Origin of the sequence: Streptomyces sp. NPDC001594 (assembly GCF_042893675.1) — a bacterium.
GTDB lineage: Bacteria > Actinomycetota > Actinomycetes > Streptomycetales > Streptomycetaceae > Streptomyces.
This window is the reverse complement of record NZ_JBIAVB010000001.1, coordinates 609017-633845: the sequence shown is the minus strand read 5'-3', so window position 1 is coordinate 633845 and position 24829 is coordinate 609017. Positions and strand designations below refer to the sequence as shown.

General features: G+C 74.3%; 26 protein-coding genes. 22 read left to right on the top strand and 4 right to left on the bottom strand.

Annotated elements, in window-relative coordinates; genetic code table 11:
* Positions 1-21: 21 nt before the first annotated feature.
* From ACFY0O_RS03185 to hypE, 20 genes are all read left to right on the top strand, one after another.
* The gene (locus ACFY0O_RS03185; RefSeq protein WP_388942083.1) at positions 22-738 is read left to right on the top strand and encodes a ribonuclease H; all 717 of its coding nucleotides are present in this window, start codon (positions 22-24) and stop codon (positions 736-738) included.
* Between the two features lie 120 nt (positions 739-858).
* Positions 859-3552 (top strand): SpoIIE family protein phosphatase, encoded by a 2694-nt coding sequence (locus tag ACFY0O_RS03180; protein ID WP_388942080.1) that lies wholly within the window; start codon positions 859-861, stop codon positions 3550-3552.
* 204 nt (positions 3553-3756) lie between these two features.
* Entirely contained in the window at positions 3757-4386 is a 630-nt protein-coding gene (locus tag ACFY0O_RS03175; RefSeq protein ID WP_388942077.1) for a hypothetical protein, read from the top strand.
* 133 nt (positions 4387-4519) lie between these two features.
* Complete coding sequence (locus ACFY0O_RS03170) at positions 4520-4852, top strand: DUF3040 domain-containing protein (protein ID WP_388942074.1); 333 nt, start codon at positions 4520-4522, stop codon at positions 4850-4852.
* 55 nt (positions 4853-4907) lie between these two features.
* Entirely contained in the window at positions 4908-5279 is a 372-nt protein-coding gene (locus tag ACFY0O_RS03165; protein WP_388942073.1) for a hypothetical protein, read from the top strand.
* Positions 5280-5465: 186 nt separating this feature from the next.
* The gene (locus ACFY0O_RS03160) at positions 5466-7232 is read left to right on the top strand and encodes a hydrogenase maturation protein (protein ID WP_388942070.1); all 1767 of its coding nucleotides are present in this window, start codon (positions 5466-5468) and stop codon (positions 7230-7232) included.
* A gap of 69 nt (positions 7233-7301) precedes the next feature.
* Positions 7302-8357 carry a hydrogenase expression protein HypE gene (locus ACFY0O_RS03155; protein WP_388942068.1) on the top strand — a complete coding sequence of 352 codons (1056 nt, stop codon included), beginning with the start codon at positions 7302-7304 and terminating at the stop codon, positions 8355-8357.
* A gap of 66 nt (positions 8358-8423) precedes the next feature.
* The gene (locus tag ACFY0O_RS03150) at positions 8424-10208 is read left to right on the top strand and encodes a nickel-dependent hydrogenase large subunit (RefSeq protein WP_388942065.1); all 1785 of its coding nucleotides are present in this window, start codon (positions 8424-8426) and stop codon (positions 10206-10208) included.
* On the top strand, positions 10205-10732 hold the full coding sequence (locus ACFY0O_RS03145; protein WP_388942063.1) for a hypothetical protein: 528 nt from the start codon (positions 10205-10207) through the stop codon (positions 10730-10732). The genes ACFY0O_RS03150 and ACFY0O_RS03145 overlap by 4 nt, the downstream gene beginning before the upstream one ends.
* Entirely contained in the window at positions 10729-11364 is a 636-nt protein-coding gene (locus ACFY0O_RS03140; RefSeq protein ID WP_388942061.1) for a DUF5947 family protein, read from the top strand. The genes ACFY0O_RS03145 and ACFY0O_RS03140 overlap by 4 nt, the downstream gene beginning before the upstream one ends.
* Positions 11361-12056 (top strand): DUF6084 family protein, encoded by a 696-nt coding sequence (locus ACFY0O_RS03135; RefSeq protein ID WP_358895337.1) that lies wholly within the window; start codon positions 11361-11363, stop codon positions 12054-12056. Before ACFY0O_RS03140 ends, ACFY0O_RS03135 begins: the two co-directional genes overlap by 4 nt.
* The gene (locus ACFY0O_RS03130; RefSeq protein WP_388942058.1) at positions 12053-13477 is read left to right on the top strand and encodes a hypothetical protein; all 1425 of its coding nucleotides are present in this window, start codon (positions 12053-12055) and stop codon (positions 13475-13477) included. Before ACFY0O_RS03135 ends, ACFY0O_RS03130 begins: the two co-directional genes overlap by 4 nt.
* A complete protein-coding gene (locus tag ACFY0O_RS03125) occupies positions 13474-14010 on the top strand; it encodes a hydrogenase maturation protease (protein WP_388942056.1) in 537 nt (178 codons plus the stop codon). The genes ACFY0O_RS03130 and ACFY0O_RS03125 overlap by 4 nt, the downstream gene beginning before the upstream one ends.
* Positions 14007-14111: a DUF6893 family small protein gene (locus ACFY0O_RS03120; RefSeq protein WP_388942053.1), complete on the top strand. Its 105-nt coding sequence runs from the start codon at positions 14007-14009 to the stop codon at positions 14109-14111. The genes ACFY0O_RS03125 and ACFY0O_RS03120 overlap by 4 nt, the downstream gene beginning before the upstream one ends.
* Positions 14112-14214: 103 nt before the next feature.
* Positions 14215-14592 carry a hydrogenase maturation nickel metallochaperone HypA gene (locus ACFY0O_RS03115; protein WP_358895334.1) on the top strand — a complete coding sequence of 126 codons (378 nt, stop codon included), beginning with the start codon at positions 14215-14217 and terminating at the stop codon, positions 14590-14592.
* Positions 14593-14594: 2 nt separating this feature from the next.
* On the top strand, positions 14595-15449 hold the full coding sequence (gene hypB / locus ACFY0O_RS03110; protein ID WP_388942050.1) for a hydrogenase nickel incorporation protein HypB: 855 nt from the start codon (positions 14595-14597) through the stop codon (positions 15447-15449).
* Positions 15449-17824, top strand: a complete 2376-nt coding sequence (hypF, locus tag ACFY0O_RS03105; protein ID WP_388942048.1) for a carbamoyltransferase HypF — start codon at positions 15449-15451, stop codon at positions 17822-17824. Before hypB ends, hypF begins: the two co-directional genes overlap by 1 nt.
* On the top strand, positions 17793-18086 hold the full coding sequence (locus ACFY0O_RS03100) for a HypC/HybG/HupF family hydrogenase formation chaperone (protein ID WP_388942045.1): 294 nt from the start codon (positions 17793-17795) through the stop codon (positions 18084-18086). Before hypF ends, ACFY0O_RS03100 begins: the two co-directional genes overlap by 32 nt.
* Positions 18083-19273, top strand: coding sequence for a hydrogenase formation protein HypD (hypD, locus tag ACFY0O_RS03095; protein WP_388942042.1), 1191 nt, complete (start codon positions 18083-18085; stop codon positions 19271-19273). Before ACFY0O_RS03100 ends, hypD begins: the two co-directional genes overlap by 4 nt.
* Positions 19266-20327, top strand: a complete 1062-nt coding sequence (hypE, locus tag ACFY0O_RS03090; RefSeq protein WP_388942039.1) for a hydrogenase expression/formation protein HypE — start codon at positions 19266-19268, stop codon at positions 20325-20327. Before hypD ends, hypE begins: the two co-directional genes overlap by 8 nt.
* An 18-nt stretch (positions 20328-20345) precedes the next feature.
* On the opposite strand, the gene ACFY0O_RS03085 is transcribed toward hypE, so the two are convergent.
* A complete protein-coding gene (locus tag ACFY0O_RS03085) occupies positions 20346-20648 on the bottom strand; it encodes a DUF1876 domain-containing protein (RefSeq protein ID WP_358895328.1) in 303 nt (100 codons plus the stop codon).
* Positions 20649-20902: 254 nt separating this feature from the next.
* Here ACFY0O_RS03085 and ACFY0O_RS03080 point away from each other — a divergent pair, with 254 nt between their 5' ends.
* Positions 20903-21274 carry a peptidase inhibitor family I36 protein gene (locus ACFY0O_RS03080; RefSeq protein ID WP_388942036.1) on the top strand — a complete coding sequence of 124 codons (372 nt, stop codon included), beginning with the start codon at positions 20903-20905 and terminating at the stop codon, positions 21272-21274.
* Positions 21275-21334: 60 nt separating this feature from the next.
* On the opposite strand, the gene ACFY0O_RS03075 is transcribed toward ACFY0O_RS03080, so the two are convergent.
* The 3 genes from ACFY0O_RS03075 to ACFY0O_RS03065 form a co-directional block, all read right to left on the bottom strand.
* Complete coding sequence (locus tag ACFY0O_RS03075) at positions 21335-22120, bottom strand: 3-hydroxybutyrate dehydrogenase (RefSeq protein ID WP_388942033.1); 786 nt, start codon at positions 22118-22120, stop codon at positions 21335-21337.
* A gap of 99 nt (positions 22121-22219) precedes the next feature.
* Complete coding sequence (locus ACFY0O_RS03070; RefSeq protein ID WP_358895325.1) at positions 22220-22387, bottom strand: hypothetical protein; 168 nt, start codon at positions 22385-22387, stop codon at positions 22220-22222.
* 130 nt (positions 22388-22517) lie between these two features.
* Entirely contained in the window at positions 22518-24086 is a 1569-nt protein-coding gene (locus ACFY0O_RS03065; RefSeq protein ID WP_388942031.1) for an alpha/beta hydrolase, read from the bottom strand.
* 177 nt (positions 24087-24263) lie between these two features.
* On the opposite strand from ACFY0O_RS03065, the gene ACFY0O_RS03060 reads away from it, so the two are divergent.
* A complete protein-coding gene (locus tag ACFY0O_RS03060; RefSeq protein WP_388942030.1) occupies positions 24264-24788 on the top strand; it encodes a GNAT family N-acetyltransferase in 525 nt (174 codons plus the stop codon).
* Positions 24789-24829 lie beyond the last annotated feature (41 nt).

Sequence of the window (24829 nt, the reverse complement as noted above, 5' to 3'; positions counted from 1 at the left end):
GGGATAGGGCAAGATCGGAGGATGTCTGATCGCATCATCGCCGCCTGTGACGGGGCGGCCAAGGGAAACCCCGGCCCGGCCGGATGGGCGTGGGTCATCGCGGACGCCGAGGGCCGGCCCGAGCGCTGGGAGGCCGGCCCGCTGGGGCGGGCCACCAACAACGTCGGCGAGCTCACCGCCCTCCAGCGCCTGCTGGAGGCCGTGGAGCCCGGTACCGCGCTCCAGGTCCGGATGGACTCCCAGTACGCGATGAAGGCCGTCACCCAGTGGCTGCCGAACTGGAAGCGCAACGGCTGGAAGACCGCCGCGGGCAAGCCCGTCGCCAACCGCGAGCTCGTCGAGAGCATCGACGCCCTGCTGGCCGACCGGGACGTGGAATTCCGCTACGTCCCCGCCCACCAGGAGGACGGCGACCACCTCAACGCCATCGCCGACCAGGCCGCCAGCGACGCCGCCGTCAGCCAGGAACCCGCCGGCACCGCCCACGGCGCCACCGCCGTCCCCGTACCGGCCCCCGGCCGCACCGCCCCCGCACGCACGGCCCCGGCCCGCCGCACGGCCACCGGCGGCGCCGCCACCCGCTCCGCGTCCTCCTCCTCCGGCGGCGGGCGCACCATCACCGCGAAGTTCCGCGGAACCTGCCCCTGCGGACAGCAGTACGCGGCGGGCGAGAAGATCGCCAAGCTGGGCACCCGCTGGGGCCATCCCGACTGCCGTTCGGCCGCCGCTCCCGCCTGACCGGACCGGCCCCCGGGGCGACACCACGCCCGGCGCGCCGCCGCGCCGGGCGCCGAGGGCGCCCGGAAGTGCTACAACTGGGGGCGTGACCCCTTCTCGCCACCCGTGCCGGGCACGTCGGTGCGGTCACCTCTAGGCAGCCGATCCAGAAGCGTCGCCAGACAGGTATTCGTCCTCCAGGTGGCGATCGTGGTGTTGCTCGCGGCCGGTGCGCTGCTGGCGCTGGTCCTCCAGTCGCGGCACGACGTCGACCGCGAGGCCCGCAACCGGTCGGTGGCCGTCGCGCAGACGTTCGCGCACTCCCTGGGCCTCCAGGCGGCGCTGAAGTCCCCCGACCCGACGGCCGTCCTGCAGCCCCTCGCCGAGCGGACCCGCAAGGACGCCGGGGTCGACTTCATCGTGGTCATGGACACCCACGGCATCCGCTACACCCACCCCAAGCCGGACCGGATCGGCAAACGGTTCGTCGGCACCATCGAGCCCTCCCTCGCCGGGCAGACCTACACCGAGAGCGTGGACGGCCCCCTCGGCAAGGAGATCCAGGCGGTGGTGCCCGTCACCGCACCCGACGGCAAGGTCGTGGGACTGGTGGCCGCGGGCCTCACCGTCAAGAACGTCACCGGGGTCGTCAACCGCCAGTTCCCCGTCATCCTGCTGTCCATCGCCGCCACCCTGGCCCTGGCCACCGCCGGCACGGCCCTGATCAGCAGACGGCTCAACCGGCAGACCCACGGGCTGGGCCCGCTGGAGATGACCCGGATGTACGAACACCACGACGCGGTGCTCCACGCCGTCCGCGAAGGGGTGCTGATCATCGACGGGGACGGGCGGCTGCTGCTCGCCAACGACGAGGCAAAACGGCTCCTCGGCCTGCCCGAGGACGCCGACGGCCGCCACATCGGGGACGTACCGGGCCTGGACCACCGGATGGCGGACCTACTGCTCTCCGGCCGGGTGGCCACCGACGAGGTGGTGGAGACCGGCGAGCGGCTGCTCGTCGTCAACCAGCGGCGCACCCACCCCCGCGGCCGCGCCGACGGCGGCACCGCGGTCACCATCCGCGACTCCACCGAGATGCGGGTCCTGACCAGCCGCGCCGACACGGCCCGCCGCCGCCTGAAGCTGCTCTACGACGCGGGCGGTGACATCGGCACCACCCTCGACGTGGTCCGCACCGCCGAGGAACTCGCCGCCGTCGCCGTACCCCGCTTCGCCGACTTCGCCACCGTCGACCTGGCCGAACCGGTCCTCGACGGGGACGAGCCCGGGCCCGGTGCCGACATGCGGCGCACCGCGGTCAGCGGCATCCGCACCGACCACCCCCTCTACCCCCGCGGCCTGCTGATCGACTTCCTGCCCTCCACCCCCCAGGCGCGCGGCTACGGCACCGGCGAGGCCGAGCTGGTGCCCGACCTGTCCGCCGAGCCCGGCTGGCTCGCCCAGGACCCGGTACGCACCCGCGCCATCATCGACTACGGCATCCACTCGCTGATCGCGGCCCCGCTCATCGCCCGGGGCGTGGTCCTCGGCGTGGTCAACTTCTGGCGGGCGAGCAAGCCCGAGCCCTTCGACGAGGACGACCTCTCGCTGGCCGTGGAGCTCGTCGCCCGGGCCGCCGTCAGCATGGACAACGCCCGCCGCTACACCCGCGAGCACGCCCTCGCCGTCACCCTCCAGCGCAGCCTGCTGCCGCGCGCCCTGCCCGAGCAGAACGCCGTCGACGTGGCGCACTTCTACCTGCCCGCGCAGTCCGGGGTGGGCGGCGACTGGTTCGACGTGATCCCGCTGCCGGGCTGCCGGGTCGCGCTGGTCGTCGGGGACGTCGTCGGACACGGCCTGCACGCCGCCGCCACCATGGGACGGCTGCGCACCGCCGTCCACAACTTCTCCTCGCTCGACCTCGCCCCCGACGAGATCCTCGCCCGCCTGGACGACCTGGTCCAGCGCATCGACCACGACGACGAGGGCGGCGACGCGACCGGCTCCGTCCTCGGCGCGACCTGCCTGTACGCCGTCTACGACCCGGTCTCCCGGCGCTGCGCGCTGGCCCGGGCCGGACACCTCCCGCCCCTGGTGGCCGCCCCCGACGGCACCACCGAGATCGTGGACCTGCCGGCCGGGCCCCCGCTCGGGCTCGGCGGCATGCCCTTCGAGACGGCGGAACTGGACCTGGCGGAGGGCAGCCGGCTCGTCCTGTACACGGACGGGCTGATCGAGGAGCGCGGCCGGGACATCGGCGAGGGGCTGGAACTGCTGCGCACCGCGCTCAGCGGTTCCGACGGGGACCCGCGCGAGACCTGCCGGAACATCCTCGACCTGCTGCTGCCGGCCCGCCCGGCCGACGACGTGGCCCTCCTCGTCGCCCGGACCCGGACCCTCGGCGCGGACCGGGTCGCCCAGTGGGACGTGCCCTTCGAGGCGAGCGCGGTCGGCGAGATCCGGGGCGCCGCGGCCCGCACCCTGGAGGACTGGGGCCTGTCCGAGCTCGGCTTCGCCACCGAGCTGATCCTGAGCGAGCTGGTCACCAACGCGCTGCGCCACGGCAGCGCCCCGGTACGGGTCCGGCTGCTCCACGACCACGGGCTGACCTGCGAGGTCTGGGACGGCAGCAGCACCGCCCCGCACCTGCGGTACGCCGCCACCACCGACGAGGGCGGACGCGGCCTGTTCCTCGTGGCGCAGCTCAGCGAGCACTGGGGCACCCGGTACACCCCCGAGGGCAAGGTCATCTGGGCGGAGCTGGCGCCGCCCGGCTCCGGCGAGGGCGTGGGAGCGGACCCGACGGCCTTCCTCCTGGACTCCGAACCCCTCTGACGCGGCCCGGGCGGGGCCCGCCGTGCGCCGCCCGCGCGCCCCCGCAAGGGCTTACCGCCGGTACCCCTTCCGGGTATCCCGTGCGAGGCCCCCCGATGATCATCCGGGGTGGCCCATAAGGGAGAATCCGGAACGCCGGGCACGACCATCCCGGCGGCACCGCGCCGGTCACCCCCGGCCTTGAGCACGACAGGAGCACGCCCGTTGAACGAGGACAGGCGCGAACAGGTCCGACCCTTCGTGCGGGCGGGGGAGCACCTCGTCGCCGTGTGCGCGTACGAGCTCGGACCGGGCGTACCCACCCCGCCCGAGGACCTGCTCCCCCCGGCCGACCCCTCCTCCCTCCACCGGCGGATCGAGGCGAAGCTGCCCAAGCCGCTCGCGCAGCTGGTGCGGAACCGGGTGATCGACCCCCGGCGCTCGCGGCCCGCCGCCGCGGCCGCCGCCGTGGACGGGCTGCCGGACGCCGTGGACCAGCTCGGCACCCGGCTGACGCACGGCAAGAGCATGGAGGGCGGCTGGCAGAGCACCGCGGGGCACTTCCTCATCAGCCGGGCCGGAGCGCGTGGTTCGGTCACCGGGATCCTCGCCGTCACCGACCGGCGCTGGTTCGGCCTCACCGACGTCTCGCACCTGTGGCAGTCGACTCCCGTGATGAAGGAGTACTGGGAGGCACCCCGCTCGGCCGTCGCCGCCGTCCGGGCCAGGCCGACGGGCGTGCTCCAGCGGGGCCGGATGGACCTGGAGTTCACGGACGGCTCCTGGGTCGCCCTCCTGGCCTCCGTCCCCGCCCAGGCGGTCCCCTTCGCGGAATCGGCGGCCCACTACCGCTGAGCCGGCTCCGGCCCCGCCCCCCGACACCCCCGGCCGTGCCGGGCGGCGCATGGGTGGTGCGGCGGCGGGGCAGACGCCCGGCCACAGGCCCGCGAGCCGGTGTGAGCCGGCCGCCGACGCGCAGGAGGCCGTGATGGACGGCAGCGGACTCTCGCACCGGGAGAGGAGGGCCCTGAGCGCGATCGAACGCGCCCTGCGCACCGACCCGCGCTTCGAGCGGGCCATGACGTTCGGGACCCGACTCTTCGCCCAGGAACCCGACCCGGCCGCCGGCCGGCCGCCCGGCGGCCGCCACGGCGTCCTGGGCGGCACGGTCTGCGCCCTGGCCGGCGTCGCCCTGGCCCTGCTGCCCCTGGCCGTCGCCACCTCCGAGCCCGCCCTGATCGCCGCCTTCACCTTCGCGTACGCGGCCACCCTGGCCGGACTGTTCCTCCTCGTCCGCCGCTGGTGCCGGCGCGACGGCTGAGCGCGCCCCGCCCGGGCCCGGGATTGCCGGACCGGCCGGCGGGCAGGCGCCGGGCATGACCTTCGAGCACCCCGCGAAGAAGACCGGCGGCGGCCGCCGCGGCCGCTTCGAAACCCTGGCCGAACTGGCCTCGAACTTCACGAGCTCCGCAGCCTTCCTGCTGCTCTGCGTCACCCTGGTCGCCGGCTTCGCCGCCGTCCACATCGCCCGGCTGCCGGTGGAGTGGCAGCACCTGGCCGGCGACGCCATGGGCGCCCTGTCCCTCCTGCTGCTGGCCCTGCTGAAGAACTCCGAACGCCGGGCCGAGCACGCCATCCAGCGCAAGCTGGACGCCATCGCCGCCGCCCTGCTGCAACAGCAGGAGGGCGACTGGAGCGAGGCCCACCAGGACCTGGAGGACGCCATCGGCATGGAGGACCGGCTCTGACACCGCCCCGGGGCCGACTGGCCCCCGGCCGGGCCGCTTTCGGGTGACACCGCCGCCCGCCTGCGCCATCGCCCCCGGCCGACCGCGTCACGATCGCAGGCGGCCGGTCATGAACCGGTCACGACCTGCCGATCGGGCCGGGCGGCGCCACCGTGCCCCGGGCCCCGGACCGCCGCGGGAGACCACGTGCACGTCCTGCTCCTCGCGAGCGCGTTCAACAGCCTCACCCAACGGGTCCACGCCGAGCTGCGCGACCACGGCCACAGCGTGGCCGTGGAACTCGCCCTCCCGGACCGCCCCCTCGCCGAGGCCGTACGCCGCCACGCCCCCGACCTCGTCCTCGCGCCGATGCTGCGCACCGCGATCCCCGAAGAGGTCTGGTCCGCCCACCCCTGCCTGATCGTCCACCCGGGCCCGGTCGGCGACCGCGGCCCCGCCTCCCTCGACTGGGCCGTGCAGGAGGGCCGCACCCGCTGGGGGGTGACCGTCCTGCAGGCCGAGGCCGAGATGGACGCCGGCCCCGTCTGGGCCACCGCCGAATGCACCGTCCCGCCGGTCGGCAAGAGCGACCTCTACCGCGGGGAGATCGCCGACGCGGCCCTGGAGGCCGTCCTGCTCGCCGTGGAGCGCTTCGCCTCCGGAACGTACCTCCCGCGGCCCCAGCACCACGCCGCCGCCCGCCCCGCCCTGCGCCAGGAGGACCGCCGCATCGACTGGGAGGCCGACGGCACCGAGCGCGTCCTGCGGGTGCTGCGCGCCGCCGACTCCCGTCCCGGCGTACGCGACGAACTGCTCGGCGCGCGCTGGTACCTGCACGGCGGCCACCCGGAGGACCGGCTGCGCGGCCGCCCCGGGGAACTGCTGGCCACCCGCGCCGGGGCGGTCTGCCGGGCCACGGCCGACGGCGCCGTGTGGATCCCGGAGCTACGGGCCGCCCACGCCCCCGGCGAACCCCCCGCCCCGCGCCTGCCCGCCGTGCTCGCCCTGGGCGACCGGCTGCCCCCGCTGCGTGAACACCCCGCGCCCCCGCACCCCGAGCCCGGCCGCTCCACCTGGTCCGACATCCGCTACCGGGAGGAGGGGCAGACCGGCTTCCTGTCGTTCTCCTTCCCCTCCGGGGCCATGGACACCGACCGCTGCCGCCGCCTGCTGGAGGCCTACCGGAGCGCCCTCTCCCGCCCCACCTCGGTCCTCGTCCTCGGTGGCGGCCGCGACTTCTTCTCCAACGGCATCCACCTGGGCGTGATCGAGGCCGCCGCCGACCCGGCCGCGGAGTCCTGGGCCAACATCAACGCCATGGACGACCTGGTCGAGGCGGTCCTGACCACCACCGACCGGCTGGTCGTCGCCGCCCTCGGCGGGAACGCCGCCGCGGGCGGGGCCATGTTCGCCCTCGCCGCCGACGAGGTCTGGTGCCGCTCGGGCGCGGTCCTCAGCCCGCACTACCGCCTGATGGGCCTGTACGGCTCCGAGTACTGGACGTACACCCTGCCGGCCCGCGTGGGCGGCGCCACCGCCGCCCGGCTCACCGAGGACGCCCTGCCGCTGAGCGCCGACGCGGCCCTGGCCCTGGGACTGTCCGACCGCACCCTCGCCTGCCCGCCGGAGGCCTTCGCCGAGGAGACGGCCCGCCTCGCGGCCCGCCTGGCCGCCCTGCCCGCCACCTCAGCCCGGATCGCCGCCAAGAAGGCCCGCCGGGAGCAGGACGAGGCCCGGCGCCCGCTGGCCTCCTACCGGCAGGCCGAGCTGGACCGGATGAAGCGCACCTTCGACGACCCGCACGCCCCCTACCACGCGCTGCGCCGGGCCTTCGTCCGCAAGGAGCCCGCCCGGCAGACGCCGCCCCACCTCACGCGCCGCACCGCCCCCGCACCCGGCGCCGCCCGCCCGGCCGGCGGCCGCGTCACTGGACCGGCCGTACAGGACAGCGCGTCCCCGGCCGGCCCCTGCTAGCAAGGAAGAGGTGCGGTCCGCCCGCCCCTCCCCACCCTCCCCCCGCATCCCCTCCCGAGGAGGCCCCGCATGGATGCAGCAACGTCGGACCCGGCCGAGGACCCGACGATCCACATCCTCTGGATCAACGCCGGCCTGAGCTGTGACGGCGATTCGGTCTCCCTCACCGCGGCGATGCAGCCGAGCATCGAGGAGATCGTCACGGGCGCCCTGCCGGGCCTGCCCAAGGTGGCCGTGCACTGGCCCCTGATCGACTTCGAGTGCGGCCCCGTCGGCGGCGCGGACACCTTCGTCGAATGGTTCTTCAAGGGCGAGCGCGGCGAGATCGACCCGTTCGTGCTCGTCGTCGAGGGCTCCATCCCCAACGAGTCGATCAAACCCGAGGGCTACTGGTGCGGCTTCGGCGACGACCCCCGCACCGGCCAGCCGATCACCACCAGCGAGTGGATCGACCGGCTCGCCCCCAAGGCGCTGGCCGTGGTCGCCATCGGCACCTGCGCCACGTACGGTGGCATCCACGCCATGGAGGGCAACCCCACCGGCGCCATGGGCGTGCCCGACTACCTCGGCTGGGACTGGACCTCCAAGGCCGGCATCCCGATCGTCTGCGTGCCCGGCTGCCCCATCCAGCCCGACAACTTCTCCGAGACCCTGACCTACCTGCTGTACCAGGCGGCCGGGTCGGCCCCGATGATCCCGCTGGACGACAAGCTCCGCCCGACCTGGCTGTTCGGACAGACCGTCCACGAGGGCTGCGACCGCGCCGGCTTCTACGAGCAGGGCCAGTTCGCCCACACCTACGACTCCCCGCAGTGCCTGGTCAAGCTCGGCTGCTGGGGCCCCGTCGTCAAGTGCAACGTCCCCAAGCGCGGCTGGATCAACGGCGTCGGCGGCTGCCCCAACGTCGGCGGCATCTGCATCGCCTGCACCATGCCGGGCTTCCCCGACAAGTTCATGCCGTTCATGGACGCGCCCCCCGGCTCCCACGTGTCCTCGAAGGCCAGCGGAGCCTACGGGGCCGTGGTCCGGCGCCTGCGCGCGGTCACCCTGCACACCGTCGACCAGGAACCCAAGTGGCGCCACACCGGCCGCAAGCTCACCACCGGCTACCGGCCGCCCTGGTGACCGGCACCCCTCCTCCCGACCGATCCCACCCCACCCCGTAGCGAACGAAGGGTCACGGCACAGACGATGGCACCGAAGACGAACGCGGCCGGCGACGGCAGCGGCCTGGTCGAGATGGCCTGGGATCCGATCACCCGGATCGTGGGCAGCCTCGGCATCCACACGAAGATCGACTTCAAGCAGAAGCGCGTCGCCGAGTGCTACAGCACCTCGTCGGTCTTCCGCGGCTACAGCGTCTTCATGCGCGGCAAGGACCCCCGCGACGCGCACTTCATCACCAGCCGCATCTGCGGCATCTGCGGGGACAACCACGCCACCTGCTCCGTCTACGCGCAGAACATGGCCTACGGGGTCAAGCCGCCGCACCTCGCCGAGTGGATCATCAACCTCGGCGAGTCGGCGGAGTACATGTTCGACCACAACATCTTCCAGGAGAACCTGGTCGGGGTCGACTACTGCGAGAAGATGGTCCGCGAGACCAACCCCGGCGTCCTCGAACTCGCCGAGCGCACCGAGGCCCCGCACGCCGGCGACCACGGCTACCGCACCATCGCCGACATCATGCGCTCCCTCAACCCCATCGAGGGCGAGTTCTACCGCGAGGCCCTCCAGGTCAGCCGCTACACCCGCGAGATGTTCTGCCTGATGGAGGGCCGCCACGTGCACCCCTCCACCCTCTACCCGGGCGGCGTCGGCACCATCGCCTCCGTCCAGCTGTTCACCGACTACATGAGCCGCCTCATGCGGTACTGCGAGTTCATGAAGCGGGTCGTCCCGCTCCACGACGACCTGTTCGACTTCTTCTACGAGGCCCTCCCCGGCTACGAGGAGGTCGGCCGCCGGCGCGTGCTGCTGGGCTGCTGGGGCGCCCTCAACGACCCCGAGTACTGCGACTTCACGTACGCCAACATGACCGACTGGGGACGGAAGATGTTCGTCACCCCGGGCGTCGTCGTCGACGGCAAACTGGTCACCAACGACCTCACCGAGATCAACCTCGGCATCCGCATCCTGCTCGGCAGCTCCTACTACGACGACTGGGAGGGCCGCGAGCAGTTCGTCACCCACGACCCGCTCGGCAACCCCGTCGACCCCCGCCACCCCTGGAACCAGCACACCATCCCCGCCCCGCAGAAGCGCAACTTCGACGACAAGTACAGCTGGGTGATGTCCCCCCGCTGGTTCGACGGCAAGGACCACCTGGCGCTCGACACCGGCGGCGGCCCCATCGCCCGCCTGTGGTCCACCGCCCTGTCCGGGCTCGTCGACGTCGGCTACGTCAAGGCCACCGGCCACAGCGTGGTCATCACGCTGCCGCGCACCATGACCAAGCCGGAGACCACCTTCGAGTGGAAGATCCCGAAGTGGTCCAACGCGCTGGAACGCAACCGCGCCCGCACCTACTTCCAGGCCTACGCCGCCGGCATCGCCCTGCACTGCGCCGAACAGGGCCTGGCCGAGGTCCGCGCCGGACGCACCCAGACCTGGGAGAAGTTCGAGGTCCCCGACCAGTCCATCGGCTGCGGCTTCACCGAGGCCGTCCGCGGCGTCCTCTCCCACCACATGGTGATCCGCGACGGCAAGATCGCCAACTACCACCCGTACCCGCCCACCCCGTGGAACGCCAGCACCCGCGACACCTTCGGCACCCCCGGCCCCTACGAGGACGCCGTGCAGAACACCCCGATCTTCGAGGAGAACACCCCGGAGAACTTCAAGGGCATCGACATCATGCGCGCCGTGCGCAGCTTCGACCCCTGTCTGCCCTGCGGTGTCCACATGTACGTCGGCGGCGGCAAGACCGTGAAGACCCTGCACGTCCCCACCGGCCTGAGCGGACTCGGCGGATGAGCGCCGCCGCCGACGCCCGGCAGGCGGGCGCCCGCGTCGAGGAGGTCCTCGACCGGCTGGCCGCCTCCGGAGACCGCGCCGCCTGCGCGTCCGCCGAGGAACTCGTCCGCGTCCTCATGGAGTTCTACGGGGCCGGCCTCGCCCGCATCACCGAACGGCTCGACGCCGGGTCACTGGCCCCGCTGCTCGACGACGACCTCGTGGCGAGCCTGCTCACCCTGCACGACCTGCACCCCGAGGACGTCCACACCCGCGTCGGACGGGCCCTGCGCTCCGCCGGCGCCCCCGCCGAGGTCCTCGGCTTCGACCCCGCCACCGGGATCCTGCGGCTGCGCACCGCCCCCGCCGAGGCCTCGGGCTGCGGCTGCGGCTCAGGCGGCGGCGACGCCGGCCGCGCCGCCCTGGAGGACGCCCTCGCCTGCTTCGCCCCCGAAGTCACCGGCGTCGACATCGAGACGGCCGCACCCGCGCCGCCCCTGCTCCAGATCGGCACCCGCCCGCAGACCCCGGCCCGGGTGCCGTGACGGGCCCCCGCCCCGGGGGGCTGCACCGCTTCACCGGCCCCCGCCCGCCCCGTCCCGAGAGCTGCGGACTGTGCGGGACACCCGTACCTCCCGACGGCCACCGCCACCTGGTGGAGACCGAGCAGCGGACCCTGGTGTGCGCCTGCACCGCCTGCTCCCTCCTCTTCGACCGGCCGGGCACCCGCACCGGCCGCTACCGGGCCGTCCCCGACCGCTATCTCGCCGATCCCGCGCACGCGTTGGACGACGCGGCCTGGGAACGGCTGCGGATCCCCGTCGGCGTGGCCTTCCTCTTCCACAACGCCGCCCTCGGCCGCCTCGTCGCCCTCTACCCGAGCCCGGCCGGAGCCACCGAGAGCGAACTCGACCCCGACACCTGGCAGTCCGTCCTCGGCGCCGGAAGGCTCGCGGGACTCCTCGAACCCGACGTGGAGGCCCTCCTGCTGCACCACACCCCCGGCCGCACCACCTGCCACCTGGTCCCCATCGACCTCTGCTACGAACTCGTCGGCCGGATGCGGCTGCTGTGGCGCGGCTTCGACGGCGGCGCCGAGGCCCGCGCCGCCCTCGACACCCTCTTCGCCCACGTCGAGTCCCGCGCCCGGATCCTCACGGAGGCCGGCCCCGCATGACCGACCTCACCTTCACCTGCACCGGCGTCCGCGCCGACCCCTACGCCGCCGGCCCCACCCTCGTCCTGCGGCTGCGCGTCACCGCGGCGACCCCCGAGACCCGGGTCCACGCCCTCGCCCTGCGCTGCCAGATCCGCATCGAACCGGCCCGGCGCGGCTACGGCCCCGAGGAGGCCGACGCCCTCGCCGACCTGTTCGGCGACCGCTCCCGCTGGGGGAGCACCCTGCGGCCCGTGCAGTTCGCCCAGGTCGGCCTGCTGGTGCCCGGCTTCACCGGGGAGACCGAGACCGACCTCGTCATCCCCTGCACCTACGACATGGACATCGCCTCCACCCGCTACTTCAACGCCCTCCAGGACGGCGAGGTCCCCCTGCTGCTGCTCTTCTCCGGCACCGCCTTCACCGGAGCCGGCGGCTTCCGCGTCGAACCCGTCCCCTGGGACCGCGAGGCCGTCTGCCGGATGCCCGTCGCCGTCTGGCAGGAGATGGTCGAACAGCACTTCCCCGGCTGCGGATGGCTGCGGCTGCCCCGCGACACCATGGCCGAACTGCTCGCCTACCGCTCCCGCCACGCCCTCGCCTCCTGGGAGACCACCCTGCGCGCCCTGCTGGCCGCCGCCGAACCCGCCCCGCCGCCGCTCCCGCTGCCGGGCACCCCCGCACCCCGCGTCACCGAGAGGGCCGCCCCATGACCACGACGGCCCCCACCGCCACCGCCCACCTCTCCGGCCGCCGCTTCGAGACCGCCCGCCGGGTCGCCGACGCCGTCCTCTTCGAGGGCTACGTCCTCTACCCCTACCGGGCCTCCGCCGCCAAGAACCGGATGCGCTGGCAGTTCGGCGTCCTCGTGCCGCCCGCCTGGGCCCCCGCCCAGGGCGAACACAGCCTCCAGCGCACCGAGGTCCTGATGGAACCGCGCGGCGCCGCCACCCTCTCCCTCGAACTGCGCTTCCTGCACGCCCAGCGCCGGACCGTGCAAGAGGCCCACGCCGACGGCACGTTCACCGACACCGCCGCACTCCACCTGCCCGACCGGGTCCTCGTCCCCTGGGACGAGGGCACCGAGGAACGGGTCGAACTGCGCGTGGCAGTACCCGAACTGACGGAGAAGGAGATCGTCCTCCCCTTCAGTCGCCCCGCCCGCGAGGACATCGAACCGGTCCTCGACGACCACGGCCGGACCGTCGGCCGCCTGGTTCGGCGCACCGAGGAGGCCGAGGGCGTCGTCCGCCTGCACGCCGAGGAACTCGAAGGCCCCTACCGGGTCCTGAAGCTCACCGCCGTCGTCGAGAACACCAGCCCCTGGACCCCCGACGGCCCCGGGACCGCCCGCGAGGAGGCCCTGCCCCGCTCGCTGGTCGCCGCCCACCTGCTGCTCGGCCTCACCCCGGGCTCCTTCCTCTCCATGACGGACCCGCCCGAATGGGCCCGCTCCGCCGTCGCCGGCTGCGCGAACCTGCACACCTGGCCGGTCCTGGCCGGCGAGGACGGCCGCGCCGACGTGGTCCTGTCCTCCCCGATCATCCTGGAGGACCATCCCGCCATCGCCCCCGAGAGCGCCGGGGCGATGTACGACGCCACCGAGATCGACGAGATCCTCGCCCTGCGAACCGCCGCCCTCACCGACGAGGAGAAGCGCGAGGCCCGGGGCACCGACCCGCGCGCCGCGGCCGTCGTCGACCTGGCCGAGACCCTGCCGCCCGAGGTGCTGGAACGGCTCCACGGAGCGGTCCGCTCCCTGCGCGCCGGCACCGGGGCGGCCGCGGCGCCCCAGGAGCCGGCGCCGGACGCCCTGTTCACCCCCGACACCCCCTGGTGGGACCCGGCCGGCAGCGCCCCCGCGCAGCCGGCGCCCGACCGGGTCCTGGTCGACGGCACCCCCGTCGGCCCCGGCAGCCGCGTGACCCTCCGCCCCGGCCTGCGGCGCACCGACGCCCAGGACCTCTTCCTCCAGGGACGCACCGCACGCGTGGAGGAGGTCCTGCACGACGTCGACGGGGGAGTGCACCTGGCCGTGACCGTGGAAGGCGACCCCGGCGCCGACATCCGTCGCGAGCAGGGCCGCTTCCTGTACTTCCAGCCCGACGAGGTGACCGCGACGGAGGAGCCGTGAGCGGCCGGGTCCTGATCGCCGGCATCGGCAACGTCTTCCTCGGCGACGACGGCTTCGGCGTCGAGACCGTGCGCGCCCTGTCCGCGCACGCCCTGCCCGACCAAGTGGAGGTGGTCGACTTCGGCGTGCGCGGGGTCCACCTGGCCTACCAACTCCTGGACGGCTACGACACCCTCGTCCTGGTCGACGCCACCGAACGCGGCGGCGAACCGGGCACCCTGTACCTGATCGAGGCACCCGGCTCCGCCCCCACGGGCGGCGGCGGCCCCGTCCTCGACGGCCACCACATGTCCCCCGACGCGGTCCTCGGCCTGCTCGGCACCCTGTGCGCCGGGACCGGTTCCACCCCGCCCCGGCGCACCTACGTCGTCGGCTGCGAACCGGCCCGGCTGGAGGAGGGCATCGGACTGAGCGGCCCCGTCGCCGCCGCGGTACCGGAGGCCGTTCGGATGCTCCTGGACCTCCTGCCGGCCCGGGAGACGGAGCCCGGGCCGGGGACAAGCAACCGGTGCGAACTGAGGAGAACCCCATGAAGAAGGCCGTCTTCTGCGCGGCCGTGGCCCTGGCCGCGGCCGCCGTACTCACCCAGACCTTCCCCGACATCAAGCGCTACCTGCGGATCCGCCGCATGTGACACGGCGCGTCCGAACGGGGTACGGGGCGGGCGGCGCGTCGGCGCGCCCGCCCCGTACCCCTGCCTCCCGCCGCTGTAATGGGGCCCGGCAGGACGGAGTCCGATGCACGAGATGTCGATCGCCATGGCCGTCGTGGACCAGGTGGCGGAGGCGGCCCCCGCCGGAGCGGCACGCTCCGTGCGCCGGGTGGAGCTGGAGATCGGGGAACTGGCCGGTGTGGTCCCCGACGCCCTGGCCTTCTCCTTCGAACTGGCCTGCGCCGCCACCCCCCTCGAAGGCGCCGAACTCCTCACCCACCGCGTGCCCGCCCGCGCCCGCTGCGCGACGTGCGCGGGGGAGTGGGCCGTCGGCATGCCCCCCGACCTGACCTGCCCCCGCTGCGCCAAGGCCACCGCCGTCGAGCTCCTCTCCGGACGCGAACTGCGGATCCTGCGCGTGGTCTGGGACGACGCCCTCGAACCGATCCCCGAGGAGGCCTGACCGTGTGCCGAGAGGCCGACCTGCGACGAGCGGTGCTCGCCAAGAACGACGGGGCCGCGCAGGCCCTGCGCGCCGAACTCACCGCCCGCGGAACGACCGTGGTCAACCTGCTCTCCAGCCCCGGGAGCGGGAAGACGGAGCTGCTGGAACGGGAGTTGACGCTGGCCCGGGAACGCGGCGTGTCCGTGGCGGCCCTCACCGCCGACCTGGCGACCGAGAACGACGCGACACGGCTGGCGCGTTCGGGCGTCCCCGTCCAGCAGGTCCTCACCGACGGCCTGTGCCACCTCGAAGCCCACATGCTGGGCCGCTACCTCGACGGCTGGCTCCCCGAGGACACCCGCCTCCTGTTCGTGGAGAACGTCGGCAACCTGGTCTGCCCGGCCTCCTACGACCTGGGCGAGTCCCTGCGCGTGGTGCTGGCCTCCGTGACCGAGGGGGAGGACAAGCCCCTGAAGTACCCGACCGCCTTCGGGCCGGCCCAGCTGGTGGTCATCACCAAGACCGACATCGCGAAGGCCGTCGGCTTCGACGAGGCCGCCTTCCGCGCGAACGTCCTGCGGGTCAACCCGGGCGTGCGGATCCTGCGCACCTCCGCCCGCTCGCAGGAGGGCATGGGCCTCCTCCTGGACCACGCCCTGGCCATCGCGGGGGGCACCCGCGCCCACACCCCGGTGATGTCCCGCCAGGCCCACACCCACGGCCCCGACCACACCCACGACCACACCCACCAGCACGGTCCCGCACCGGCCGGGCCCCTGGAAGCGGTCCCGGGCCGTGCCGGGGACGACCCCGCGGGCCCCCCGCCCCCGGTCCACCCGGACACCGCCCCCGCGGGCACGGCCGGGCTCCACTGATGGAGGCCGCCGAACGGCGCCGCGTCACCGTCCGCGGCGTCGTCCAGGGCGTCGGGTTCCGCCCGTACGTGTACACCCGCGCCACCACCCTCGGCCTGGCCGGCCACGTCACCAACACCCCCGAGGGCGTGGTCGCCGAGGTCGAGGGCCCCCGCTCGGCGGTGGCGGCGTTCTGCGACCGCCTCGCCGCCGACGCCCCGCCCCTGGCGGTCGTCGACACCGTCGACCACCGCCCCGTCCCGGCCACCGGCGGCGCCGGCTTCACCATCATCGCCTCCCGCACCGGCGGCCCGCCCCGCACCCTCGTCTCCCCGGACACCGCCACCTGCGCCGACTGCCTCGCCGAACTCGCGGACCCCGCCGACCGCCGCCACCGCCACCCCTTCATCACCTGCACCCACTGCGGACCCCGCTTCACCATCGTCACCGGGCTGCCCTACGACCGGGCCCACACCACCATGGCCCGCTTCCCGATGTGCCCCGACTGCGCCCGCGAGTACACCGACCCGGCCGACCGCCGCTTCCACGCCCAGCCCGTCGCCTGCCCGGCCTGCGGCCCCCGGCTGCGGCTGCTCACCGGCCGCCCGCCCCGCGCCACGGCCACCGCGGATCCCGTCGCCGGAGCCCGCCGACTGCTGGCCGAAGGCGCCGTCCTCGCCGTGAAGGGCCTCGGCGGCTACCACCTCGCCTGCGACGCCGGCAACGCCGAAGCCGTGGCCGCGCTGCGCCGCCGCAAGGAACGCGGGGACAAGCCCTTCGCCCTGATGGCCCGCGACCCCGCCGACATCGAGCGCCTGGCCGAACTCGGCCCCGGCGAACGGGAGCTGCTGACCGGAGCCGTCCGCCCCATCGTCCTGCTCCGCCGCCGGGCCGCCACCGCCCCGGAGCTGGCCGACGCCGTCGCCCCCGGCAGCCCCGACCTCGGCGTGATGCTCCCCTACACCCCCGTCCACCACCTGCTGCTCGGCCTGCCCGGCGACCCGCCGGGGCCCCGGCTGCTCGTCATGACCAGCGGCAACCTCTCCGGCGAACCCATCGTCACCGACGACGACGAAGCCCTGGAACGCCTCGCCCACCTCGCCGACGCCTGGCTCACCCACGACCGCCCGATCCACGTCCCCTGCGACGACTCCGTCGTCCGGATCTGCGACGGCGAAGCCCTGCTCCTGCGGCGCTCGCGCGGCTACGCCCCCCTGCCCCTCACCCTGCCCTTCCCGGTCCCCGCCACCCTCGCCGCCGGCGGCGACCTGAAGAACGCCCTCTGCCTCGGCGAGGGCCGCCGCGCCTGGCTGTCCGCCCACATCGGCGACATGGACGACCTGGCCACCCAGGACACCTTCGCCCACGCCCAGCGCCAGCTGTCCGCCCTCACCGGCGTCACCCCCGCCCTGCTCGCCGCCGACCGGCACCCCGGCTACCGCTCCGGCCGCTGGACCCGCGACCACGCGGCGGGCCGCCCGCTGGTCCCCGTCCAGCACCACCACGCGCACATCGCTTCCGCCCTGGCCGAACACGGCCACGACGGCGCCGAACGGGTCATCGGCGTCGCCTTCGACGGCACCGGCTACGGGGACGACGGCGCCGTCTGGGGCGGGGAGGTCCTCCTCGCGGACTACGCCGGCTACACCCGTTTCGCCCACCTCGCCTACGTCCCGCTGCCCGGCGGCGACGCGGCCGTGCGCCGCCCCTACCGGATGGCCCTGTCCCACCTGCGCGCCGCCGGCCTCGCCCGGACCCCGGACCTGCCCTGCACCGCCGCCTGCCCGCCGGACGAACTCCGCGTACTGGAAACCCAGTTGGCACGCGGCCTGAACTGCGCGCCCACCTCCAGCATGGGCCGCCTCTTCGACGCCGTCTCCTCCCTCGCCGGGATCCGCCAGCACGCCGGCCACGAGGCCCAGGCCGCCGTCGAACTGGAGGCCGCCGCACTCCAGGCACCACCCGACCGCCGCGCCTACGCCTTCGGCCTGCGCCTCCCGCCGCCGGGCACGACGGCCCCGGTGACCGCCGACCCGGCGCCCGTCCTGTCCGCCGCGGTCGCCGACGTACGGGCGGGCACCCCCCGTCCGCTGATCGCCGCCCGCTTCCACGCGGCCGTCGCCGCCCTGGTCGCCGACCTCTGCCTGCTCGCCCGCGCCGCACACGGCCTGGACACCGTCGCCCTGACCGGCGGGGTCTTCTGCAACACCCTCCTGTCCTCCGCCTGCGCCCGGATGCTGCGCGCACGGGGGTTCACCGTCCTGCGCCAGCACCGGGTACCGCCGAACGACGGGGGCCTGGCGCTCGGCCAGCTCATGGTGGCGGCGGCCGCCGCCACGCGACACCCACCACAAGGAGAGGCCCATGTGCCTGGCGGTTCCCGGCAGAGTGCTTGAGATCGGGGAGAGGGACGGCACCCGCATGGCCACCGTCGACTTCGGCGGCGTGCAGAAGGAGGTGTGCCTGGAGTACCTCCCGGACCTCCGGGTGGGCGAGTACGCCATCGTGCACGTGGGCTTCGCCCTGCAGCGGCTCGACGAGGAATCGGCCCGCAAGACCCTCGACCTGTTCGCCGAACTCGGCATGCTCCAGGAGGAGTTCGGCGACCCCTGGGAGCAGGCGGCCCGGTTCGGAGACGAGAAGGAAGTGCGGCAGTGAAGTACATCGAGGAATTCCAGGACCCCGGCCTCGCCCGCAGGCTCCTCGACGACATCCGTGCCACCGTCACCCGCCCCTGGGCGCTGATGGAGGTCTGCGGCGGGCAGACCCACACCATCATCCGGCACGGCATCGACCAGCTCCTGCCCGACGAGGTCGAGCTGATCCACGGCCCCGGCTGCCCGGTGTGCGTCACCCCGCTGGAGGTCATCGACAAGGCCCTGGAGATCGCCTCCCGGCCCGGGGTGGTCTTCTGCTCCTTCGGGGACATGCTCCGCGTCCCCGGAACCGGCCGCGACCTCTTCCAGGTGCGCGGCGAGGGCGGCGACGTACGGGTCGTCTACTCGCCCCTCGACGCGCTCAGGATCGCCCGGCAGAACCCTGACCGCGAGGTCGTCTTCTTCGGAATCGGCTTCGAGACCACCGCCCCGCCCAACGCCATGACGGTGTACCAGGCCAGGAAGCTCGGCATCACCAACTTCAGCCTGCTCGTCTCCCACGTCCGGGTCCCCCCGGCCATCGAGGCGATCATGAGCTCGCCCAGCTGCCGGGTCCAGGGCTTCCTCGCCGCCGGGCACGTGTGCAGCGTCATGGGCACCGCCGAGTACCCGGACCTGGCCGACCGCCACCGCGTCCCCATCGTCGTCACCGGCTTCGAACCGCTGGACATCCTCGAAGGCGTACGCCGCGCCGTACGGCAGCTGGAACGCGGCGAGCACACCGTCGAGAACGCCTACCCGCGCGCCGTCCGCCCCGAGGGCAACCCGGCCGCGCTCGCCATGCTCGCCGACGTCTTCGAGGTCACCGACCGGGCCTGGCGCGGCATCGGGACCATCCCCGACAGCGGCTGGCGGCTCTCCGACCGGTTCCGCGCCTACGACGCCGAACACCGCTTCTCCGTCACCGGCATCACCACCCGCGAGCCGGCCGCCTGCCGCAGCGGCGAGGTGCTCCAGGGGCTGATCAAGCCGCACGAGTGCGAGGCCTTCGGCACCCTGTGCACCCCGCGCAACCCGCTCGGCGCCACCATGGTCTCCAGCGAGGGCGCGTGCGCCGCGTACTACCTCTACCGGCGCCTGGAACTGCGGCCCGAGGCCGCGCGGCCCGCCACCACCCCGGCGCAGCCCGGCACCCCGGCCCGGCCCGCCGCCCCGACCGCCCCGCTGGAGGCGAGCCCCGTTGCCTGAGACCGCCCTCGACATCACGGGCTGGACCTGTCCGGCCCCCCTGCGCGACCGGCCCCGCGTGGTGATGGGCCACGGTGGCGGCGGGGCCCTGTCGGCCGAGCTCGTCCAGCACCTGTTCGCCCCCGCCTTCGGCGGCGAGGCCCTCGCCCAGCTCGGCGACTCCGCCGCCGTGCGCCTGGGCGGGCTGCGCCTGGCCTTCTCCACCGACTCCTACGTGGTGCGCCCGCTGTTCTTCCCGGGCGGCAGCATCGGCGACCTGGCCGTCAACGGCACGGTCAACGACCTCGCCATGTGCGGTGCGGAGGCCGCCTACCTCTCCTGCGGGTTCATCCTCGAGGAGGGCCTGGAGACGGCCACCCTCGCCCGGGTCGCCCAGGACATGGGCGCCGCCGCGCGGGCCGCCGGAGTGGAGGTGGCCACCGGCGACACCAAGGTCGTCGAGATGGGCCACGGGGACGGCCTGTACGTCAACACCGCCGGGATCGGGCTGATCCCCGACGGGGTCGACCTGCGCCCGCAACGCGTCGTACCCGGCGACGTGGTGATCGTCAGCGGCGGGATCGGCCTGCACGGGGTCGCGATCATGAGCGTCCGGGAAGGGCTGGAGTTCGGCGTCGACATCGAGAGCGACTGCGCGGCCCTGGGCGGCCTGGTCCGTACGATGCTCGCCGTCACCCCCGACCTGCACGTCCTGCGCGACCCCACCCGCGGCGGCCTCGCGGCCGCCCTGAACGAGATCGCGGCCGCCTCCGGCGCCGGCGTCGTGCTGCACGAGGGACGGGTACCGGTCCCGGAGGCGGTGGCCAACGCCTGCGCCATCCTCGGGCTCGACCCGCTCTACGTCGCCAACGAGGGCAAGCTGGTCGCCTTCGTCCCCCGCGAGCACGCCGAAGCCGTCCTCGACGCCATGCGCGCCCACCCGCTGGGCCGGGACGCGGCGGTGATCGGCGAGGCCGTCGAGGCCCACCCGGGCCTGGTCGTAGCGCGCACCGGCCTGGGCGGCACCCGCGTGGTGGACCTGCCCCTGGGGGAGCAGCTGCCCCGCATCTGCTGACGGCCCCGGCCCGCCCGGCTACCTTCCCGGGCGGGCGTCGTCCGGCCAGCCGTACCCGGTGCGCGGCGGGGCGGGCACGGCGCCCACCGCCGCCAGGTCCCGGTCGGCGGCGCGCATCAGCCGGGCGGACAGGTCGCGCATCGCCCGGCCCGCCGCCAGCTCCTCGCCGATCGCGGGGACGTCCACGTCCTGCGGGTTGCACCGGGCCCGGCCGCTGCCGGTGATCGTGGTCGTCCCGTTGTCGAGCACGGCGCGGGCCCTGGTCGTCCCGTCCTCCTCCACGAGGTAGAGGTCCACCCTCCACTCCTCGGCGTGTGTCATGGCCTGCCTCCTCACGGTGCCCGGTCCCCGTTCCCAGCATCCCCCCGGGCGGCCCGCGCGCAAAGCCCGCGCCTTCCGGAATTCCACCACCGGCTGACGTGAAAGGGGCTCGTGCCGCTGCCGTGGGCACTCCATGCTGAATCCGGGCGGGGCCGCCGGTCCGGTGTCCGGGCCCCGGCCGAGTTCCGCCGTTCGTCCCTGTCCATTTGCCGGGGAGATCCCCCGGCCGTGATCGCAAAAGGGGCACCTCTGTCATGCGCCGAATGAGTTCGCTGGCCGCCGCCGGTCTCACCCTCGCCCTCTCCCTCGCCGCCGCACCGTACGCGTCGGCCGCCGGGAGCCAGGCCGCGGCCTACACCTGCAACTCCGGGAACTTCTGCATCTACAGTGACTGGAACGGCGGCGGGGAACGCTGTGAATGGTCCGACGCCCAGCGGGCGAACACGGCCGACAACTGCGGCTTCATCCAGCGCGGAATCAATGTCCGCTCCGTCTGGAACGGAAAGAACAACCGGGTCCAGTACTACACCCAGACCAATTACAACGCCCGTGTCGGATCCACCCCCGGCGGTGCGGGCGGAAACCTGATGGGCACCTATCAGATCCGTTCCTTCAAGAAGCAGTAATTCCACCGGATTTCCCCGAGCCGGCCTTCGCCTGGCTTTACGACACTCCCCCCGGGGGCGTCAGGCGGCGGTCCAGCCGCCGTCCATCGGCAGCGAGGCGCCGGTGACGTGCCCGGTGTGCGGGCCGCACAGCCACACCGCGACCGCCGCCACCTCCTCGGGCTCGATCAGCCGCTTGATGGCCGAGCCGCGCAGCAGCACCTCCTCGACGACCCGCTCGGCGGGGATGCCGTGCGCCTCGGCCTGGGCGGCGATCTGCCGCTCCACCAGCGGGGTGCGGACGTAGCCGGGGTTGACGCAGTTGCTCGTCACGCCGTGCGGGGCGCCCTCCAGGGCGGTGACCTTGCTCAGCCCCTCCAGCGCGTGCTTGGCCGCCACGTAACCGGACTTGAAGGCGCTGGCCCGCAGCCCGTGCACGCTGGAGATGTTCACCACCCGGCCCCAGCCGCGCCCGTACATGTGCGGCAGCACCCGGCGCAGCAGCAGGAAGGGGGCGTGCACCATCACCCGCTGGATCAGCTCGAACCGCTCCGGCGGGAACTCCTCGATCGCGGCGACGTGTTGCAGTCCCGCGCTGTTGACCAGGATGTCCACGGCGGCCGGGAGGCCCTCGATGGCGGCGGGGTCGGCGAGGTCGGCCGCATGGGCGGCCCCGCCGATCCGCGCGGCCACGGCCTGCGCCGCCTCCCCGTCCACGTCCACGACGTGCACGAAGGCCCCGGCGTCGGCCAGCGCCACGGCGCAGGCGCGTCCGATGCCGCTGCCGCCGCCGGTCACCAGGGCCACCCGGCCCGCCGGGCCGGACACGGCGGCGCCGGACGTGATGCTGGAAGATCCGCTCGTCATGCTCCGAACGGTAGGGGCCCCCGCCGCCGTCTGCCGATGTGCGCCACCCCCACACTCGGGCCGCCGCCCATGGCGGGAACCGCCAGGCGCGCAGGCCTCCTAGTGGGTGCGCCAGCCCGGCAGCCCGCCCGACGGGGGCCGCCCCGCCATCACCTGGGCGAGGTGGTGCAGGATCTCCTCCGCCTCGCGGCGGACCTGCCCCGGGACATCGCCGCGCTCGCGTACGAGCCGGTCGTAGATCGGCGCTTCACTGCTGGTGCTGCTCACTAGGACGTCGCTCCCCTGAAGCCGGCACCGGCGGCCGGGCGGCACAAGTGTAGGTGGCGGAATCCCGGCACCCGAACACAGGTCGGTACGGGTGCCGGGGCAAAGGCCGGAACCGGGGGCAAAGCGGAACTCAGGGGCAGACGGTCCCGTCCGCCGGGGCGGTGCCGTCGACGAGGAACGTGTCCACCGCCTTGGTGGCGCAGGCGTCGGTGCCGTAGACCCCGTGCCCCTCGCCCTTCACCGTCAGGCTGACGCCGACGCCCCGGCCGAGGCCGTCGGCCATCCGCTTCGCGCCCTCGACGGGGGTGGCCGGGTCGCCGGTGTTGCCGATGACGAGGATCGGCGCCGCGCCCTCGGCGGCCACCTGGGGCTTGTCGGACGTGCCGCGCACGGGCCAGTCGGTGCAGGCGAGCAGGCCCTTGGCCATGAACGGCCCGAAGACCGGGGAGGCCGAGCGGAAGGCGGGCTCCTGGGCCCGCATCTCCTCCACCGTGTAGCGGCGGCTGGTGTCGGCGCAGCCGATCGCGGTGTGGGCGGCGTCGGTGTTGGAGTACCGGCCGTCCGCGCCGCGCCCGCCGTAGGCGTCGGCGATGGCGAGCAGGTTGTTGCCGGTACCGCGCAGCCGCAGCTCGGCCAGGCTCTGGACGAGGTAGTCCCAGGTCTGCTTGTCGTAGAGGCTGGCGGCGATGCCGGTGAGCGCCTGGTCGGCGCTGAGCCTGCGTCCGCTCCTGGTGGGGGCGGGCTCCTTCTCCAGCTTCTTCAGCAGGTCGCCGATCCGGCGGTCGCCCTCTTCGTCGCTGCCGCCGGTGGGGCACGCGGCCGCGTACTTGTCCCGGCAGAACGCCATCGCGTGCTCCAGCGCCAGCTGGAACCCCTTGGCCTGGCCCAGGCCCGCCTGGAGCTCGTCCGAGGTGGGGTCGACCACGGCGTCGAACACGGTCCGGCCGACGTTCTTCGGGAACAGGTGGGCGTAGACGCCGCCCAGCTGGGTGCCGTAGGAGATGCCGAAGTAGTTCAGCTTGGCGTCGCCGAGCACCTGGCGCATCAGGTCCATGTCCCGCGCGGTGTCGGCCGTGCCGACGTGGGGGAGGAGCTTGGCCGAGTTGCGCCGGCAGGCCTGGGTGTAGGTGCGCACGGGGGCGAGCGGGTCCTCGGAGGGGGCGGGCCCCTCGTCCAGGGCCTTGTCGTCCAGACAGGCGACCGGGGCGGTGCCGCCCACGCCGCGCGGGTCGAAGCTGACCAGGTCGTAGACGGCGCCGAGCTTCTCGTAGTCGTCCGCCGCGTGCGGGAGGGTCTTGACGCCCGAGGCGCCGGGGCCGCCGAAGTTGTAGACCAGGGAGCCCAGGCGCTTGTCCGTGTCGGTGGCCTTCTTGCGGATCAGCGCCACGTCCAGGGTCTCGCCCTCGGGCTTGGCGTAGTCCAGGGGCGCCTTCATCGACGCGCACTCCCAGTTCCCGCCCGGGGCCTTGCCGCCGCCCTGCGCCGCCGAGGGCGCCGGGCAGGGGGCCCAGGCCGGCTTCTGTCCCGTCAGGGCGGCCGGCAGCGCGGCCGGCGCGGCGGGGGTGTCCGCGGAGGCCGAGGGCTTCCTCGCCGCCGGGGCCTTCGCCCCGCTGTCGCAGGCCGCCAGGGCGGGGACCGCCAGCAGCGCGGCGGCGGCCAGGACGGCCGTCCCTGCGGGGCGGCGTATGGGGTGGCGCATGCGGGAGCTCCTGGGGCCGTGCGGGCGATTCGGTGCCTTCGTGTAAACGGTGGGCAAAGTATCCGATGGCTCGGCGGCCGTGTCGCCCGGGGGCGGCCGGAGCCGGTGGGGGAGCAGCCGGCGGGGAGGGGCACGCGAGGCTGAAGACTCCGGTGACGGGACTGTTACGGTCGGGGTATGCCCGAGCTGATCACCCCCTCCGCCCGCCTGCACTCCTCCTGGCTCGACGCCCAGGCGGAATGGGGCGCCGACGCCCACATGGACGGCGCCGGACTGGACGCCGACGACGACGTCGAGAGCGCCGAGGGGTTCGCCGCCTGGACCGGACGCCTGCGCCGCCGGTCCGACCGCACGACGGCGGTCGAACAGGGCCGCGTCCACGCCACCCACTGGTGGATCACCGAGGGCGACACCTACCTGGGCGCCATCGACCTGCGGCACCACCTCAACGCCTTCCTCCTCGACGCCGGCGGCCACATCGGCTACAGCGTCCGCCCGTCGGCGCGCCGCCGCGGCCTGGCCGGCTGGGCACTGGACCAGGTCCTCCACGAGGCCCGGGTGATGGGCATGGACCGGGTCCTGCTGACCTGCGACCCCGGCAACGAGCCCTCGCAGCGCACCATCGAGGGGGCCGGCGGCGTCCTGGAGGACGTCCGGGACACCCTGGTCGGCCCCAAGCGCCGCTACTGGGTCACCCTCTGACGGGCGATCACCGCCCGTTCGCCCCGCAGGTCACGGCCGTC

What these genes read in the sequence shown, in the direction of transcription:
- ACFY0O_RS03185 (WP_388942083.1), top strand. Translation starts at nt 22, where the DNA reads ATGTCTGATCGCATCATCGCCGCCTGTGACGGGGCGGCCAAGGGAAAC.
- ACFY0O_RS03170 (WP_388942074.1), top strand. Translation starts at nt 4,520, where the DNA reads ATGGACGGCAGCGGACTCTCGCACCGGGAGAGGAGGGCCCTGAGCGCG.
- ACFY0O_RS03165 (WP_388942073.1), top strand. Translation starts at nt 4,908, where the DNA reads ATGACCTTCGAGCACCCCGCGAAGAAGACCGGCGGCGGCCGCCGCGGC.
- ACFY0O_RS03155 (WP_388942068.1), top strand. Translation starts at nt 7,302, where the DNA reads ATGGATGCAGCAACGTCGGACCCGGCCGAGGACCCGACGATCCACATC.
- ACFY0O_RS03150 (WP_388942065.1), top strand. Translation starts at nt 8,424, where the DNA reads ATGGCACCGAAGACGAACGCGGCCGGCGACGGCAGCGGCCTGGTCGAG.
- ACFY0O_RS03145 (WP_388942063.1), top strand. Translation starts at nt 10,205, where the DNA reads ATGAGCGCCGCCGCCGACGCCCGGCAGGCGGGCGCCCGCGTCGAGGAG.
- ACFY0O_RS03135 (WP_358895337.1), top strand. Translation starts at nt 11,361, where the DNA reads ATGACCGACCTCACCTTCACCTGCACCGGCGTCCGCGCCGACCCCTAC.
- ACFY0O_RS03130 (WP_388942058.1), top strand. Translation starts at nt 12,053, where the DNA reads ATGACCACGACGGCCCCCACCGCCACCGCCCACCTCTCCGGCCGCCGC.
- ACFY0O_RS03120 (WP_388942053.1), top strand. Translation starts at nt 14,007, where the DNA reads ATGAAGAAGGCCGTCTTCTGCGCGGCCGTGGCCCTGGCCGCGGCCGCC.
- ACFY0O_RS03115 (WP_358895334.1), top strand. Translation starts at nt 14,215, where the DNA reads ATGCACGAGATGTCGATCGCCATGGCCGTCGTGGACCAGGTGGCGGAG.
- hypF (WP_388942048.1), top strand. Translation starts at nt 15,449, where the DNA reads ATGGAGGCCGCCGAACGGCGCCGCGTCACCGTCCGCGGCGTCGTCCAG.
- ACFY0O_RS03100 (WP_388942045.1), top strand. Translation starts at nt 17,793, where the DNA reads ATGTGCCTGGCGGTTCCCGGCAGAGTGCTTGAGATCGGGGAGAGGGAC.
- ACFY0O_RS03085 (WP_358895328.1), bottom strand. Translation starts at nt 20,648, where the DNA reads ATGACACACGCCGAGGAGTGGAGGGTGGACCTCTACCTCGTGGAGGAG.
- ACFY0O_RS03080 (WP_388942036.1), top strand. Translation starts at nt 20,903, where the DNA reads ATGCGCCGAATGAGTTCGCTGGCCGCCGCCGGTCTCACCCTCGCCCTC.
- ACFY0O_RS03075 (WP_388942033.1), bottom strand. Translation starts at nt 22,120, where the DNA reads ATGACGAGCGGATCTTCCAGCATCACGTCCGGCGCCGCCGTGTCCGGC.
- ACFY0O_RS03065 (WP_388942031.1), bottom strand. Translation starts at nt 24,086, where the DNA reads ATGCGCCACCCCATACGCCGCCCCGCAGGGACGGCCGTCCTGGCCGCC.
- ACFY0O_RS03060 (WP_388942030.1), top strand. Translation starts at nt 24,264, where the DNA reads ATGCCCGAGCTGATCACCCCCTCCGCCCGCCTGCACTCCTCCTGGCTC.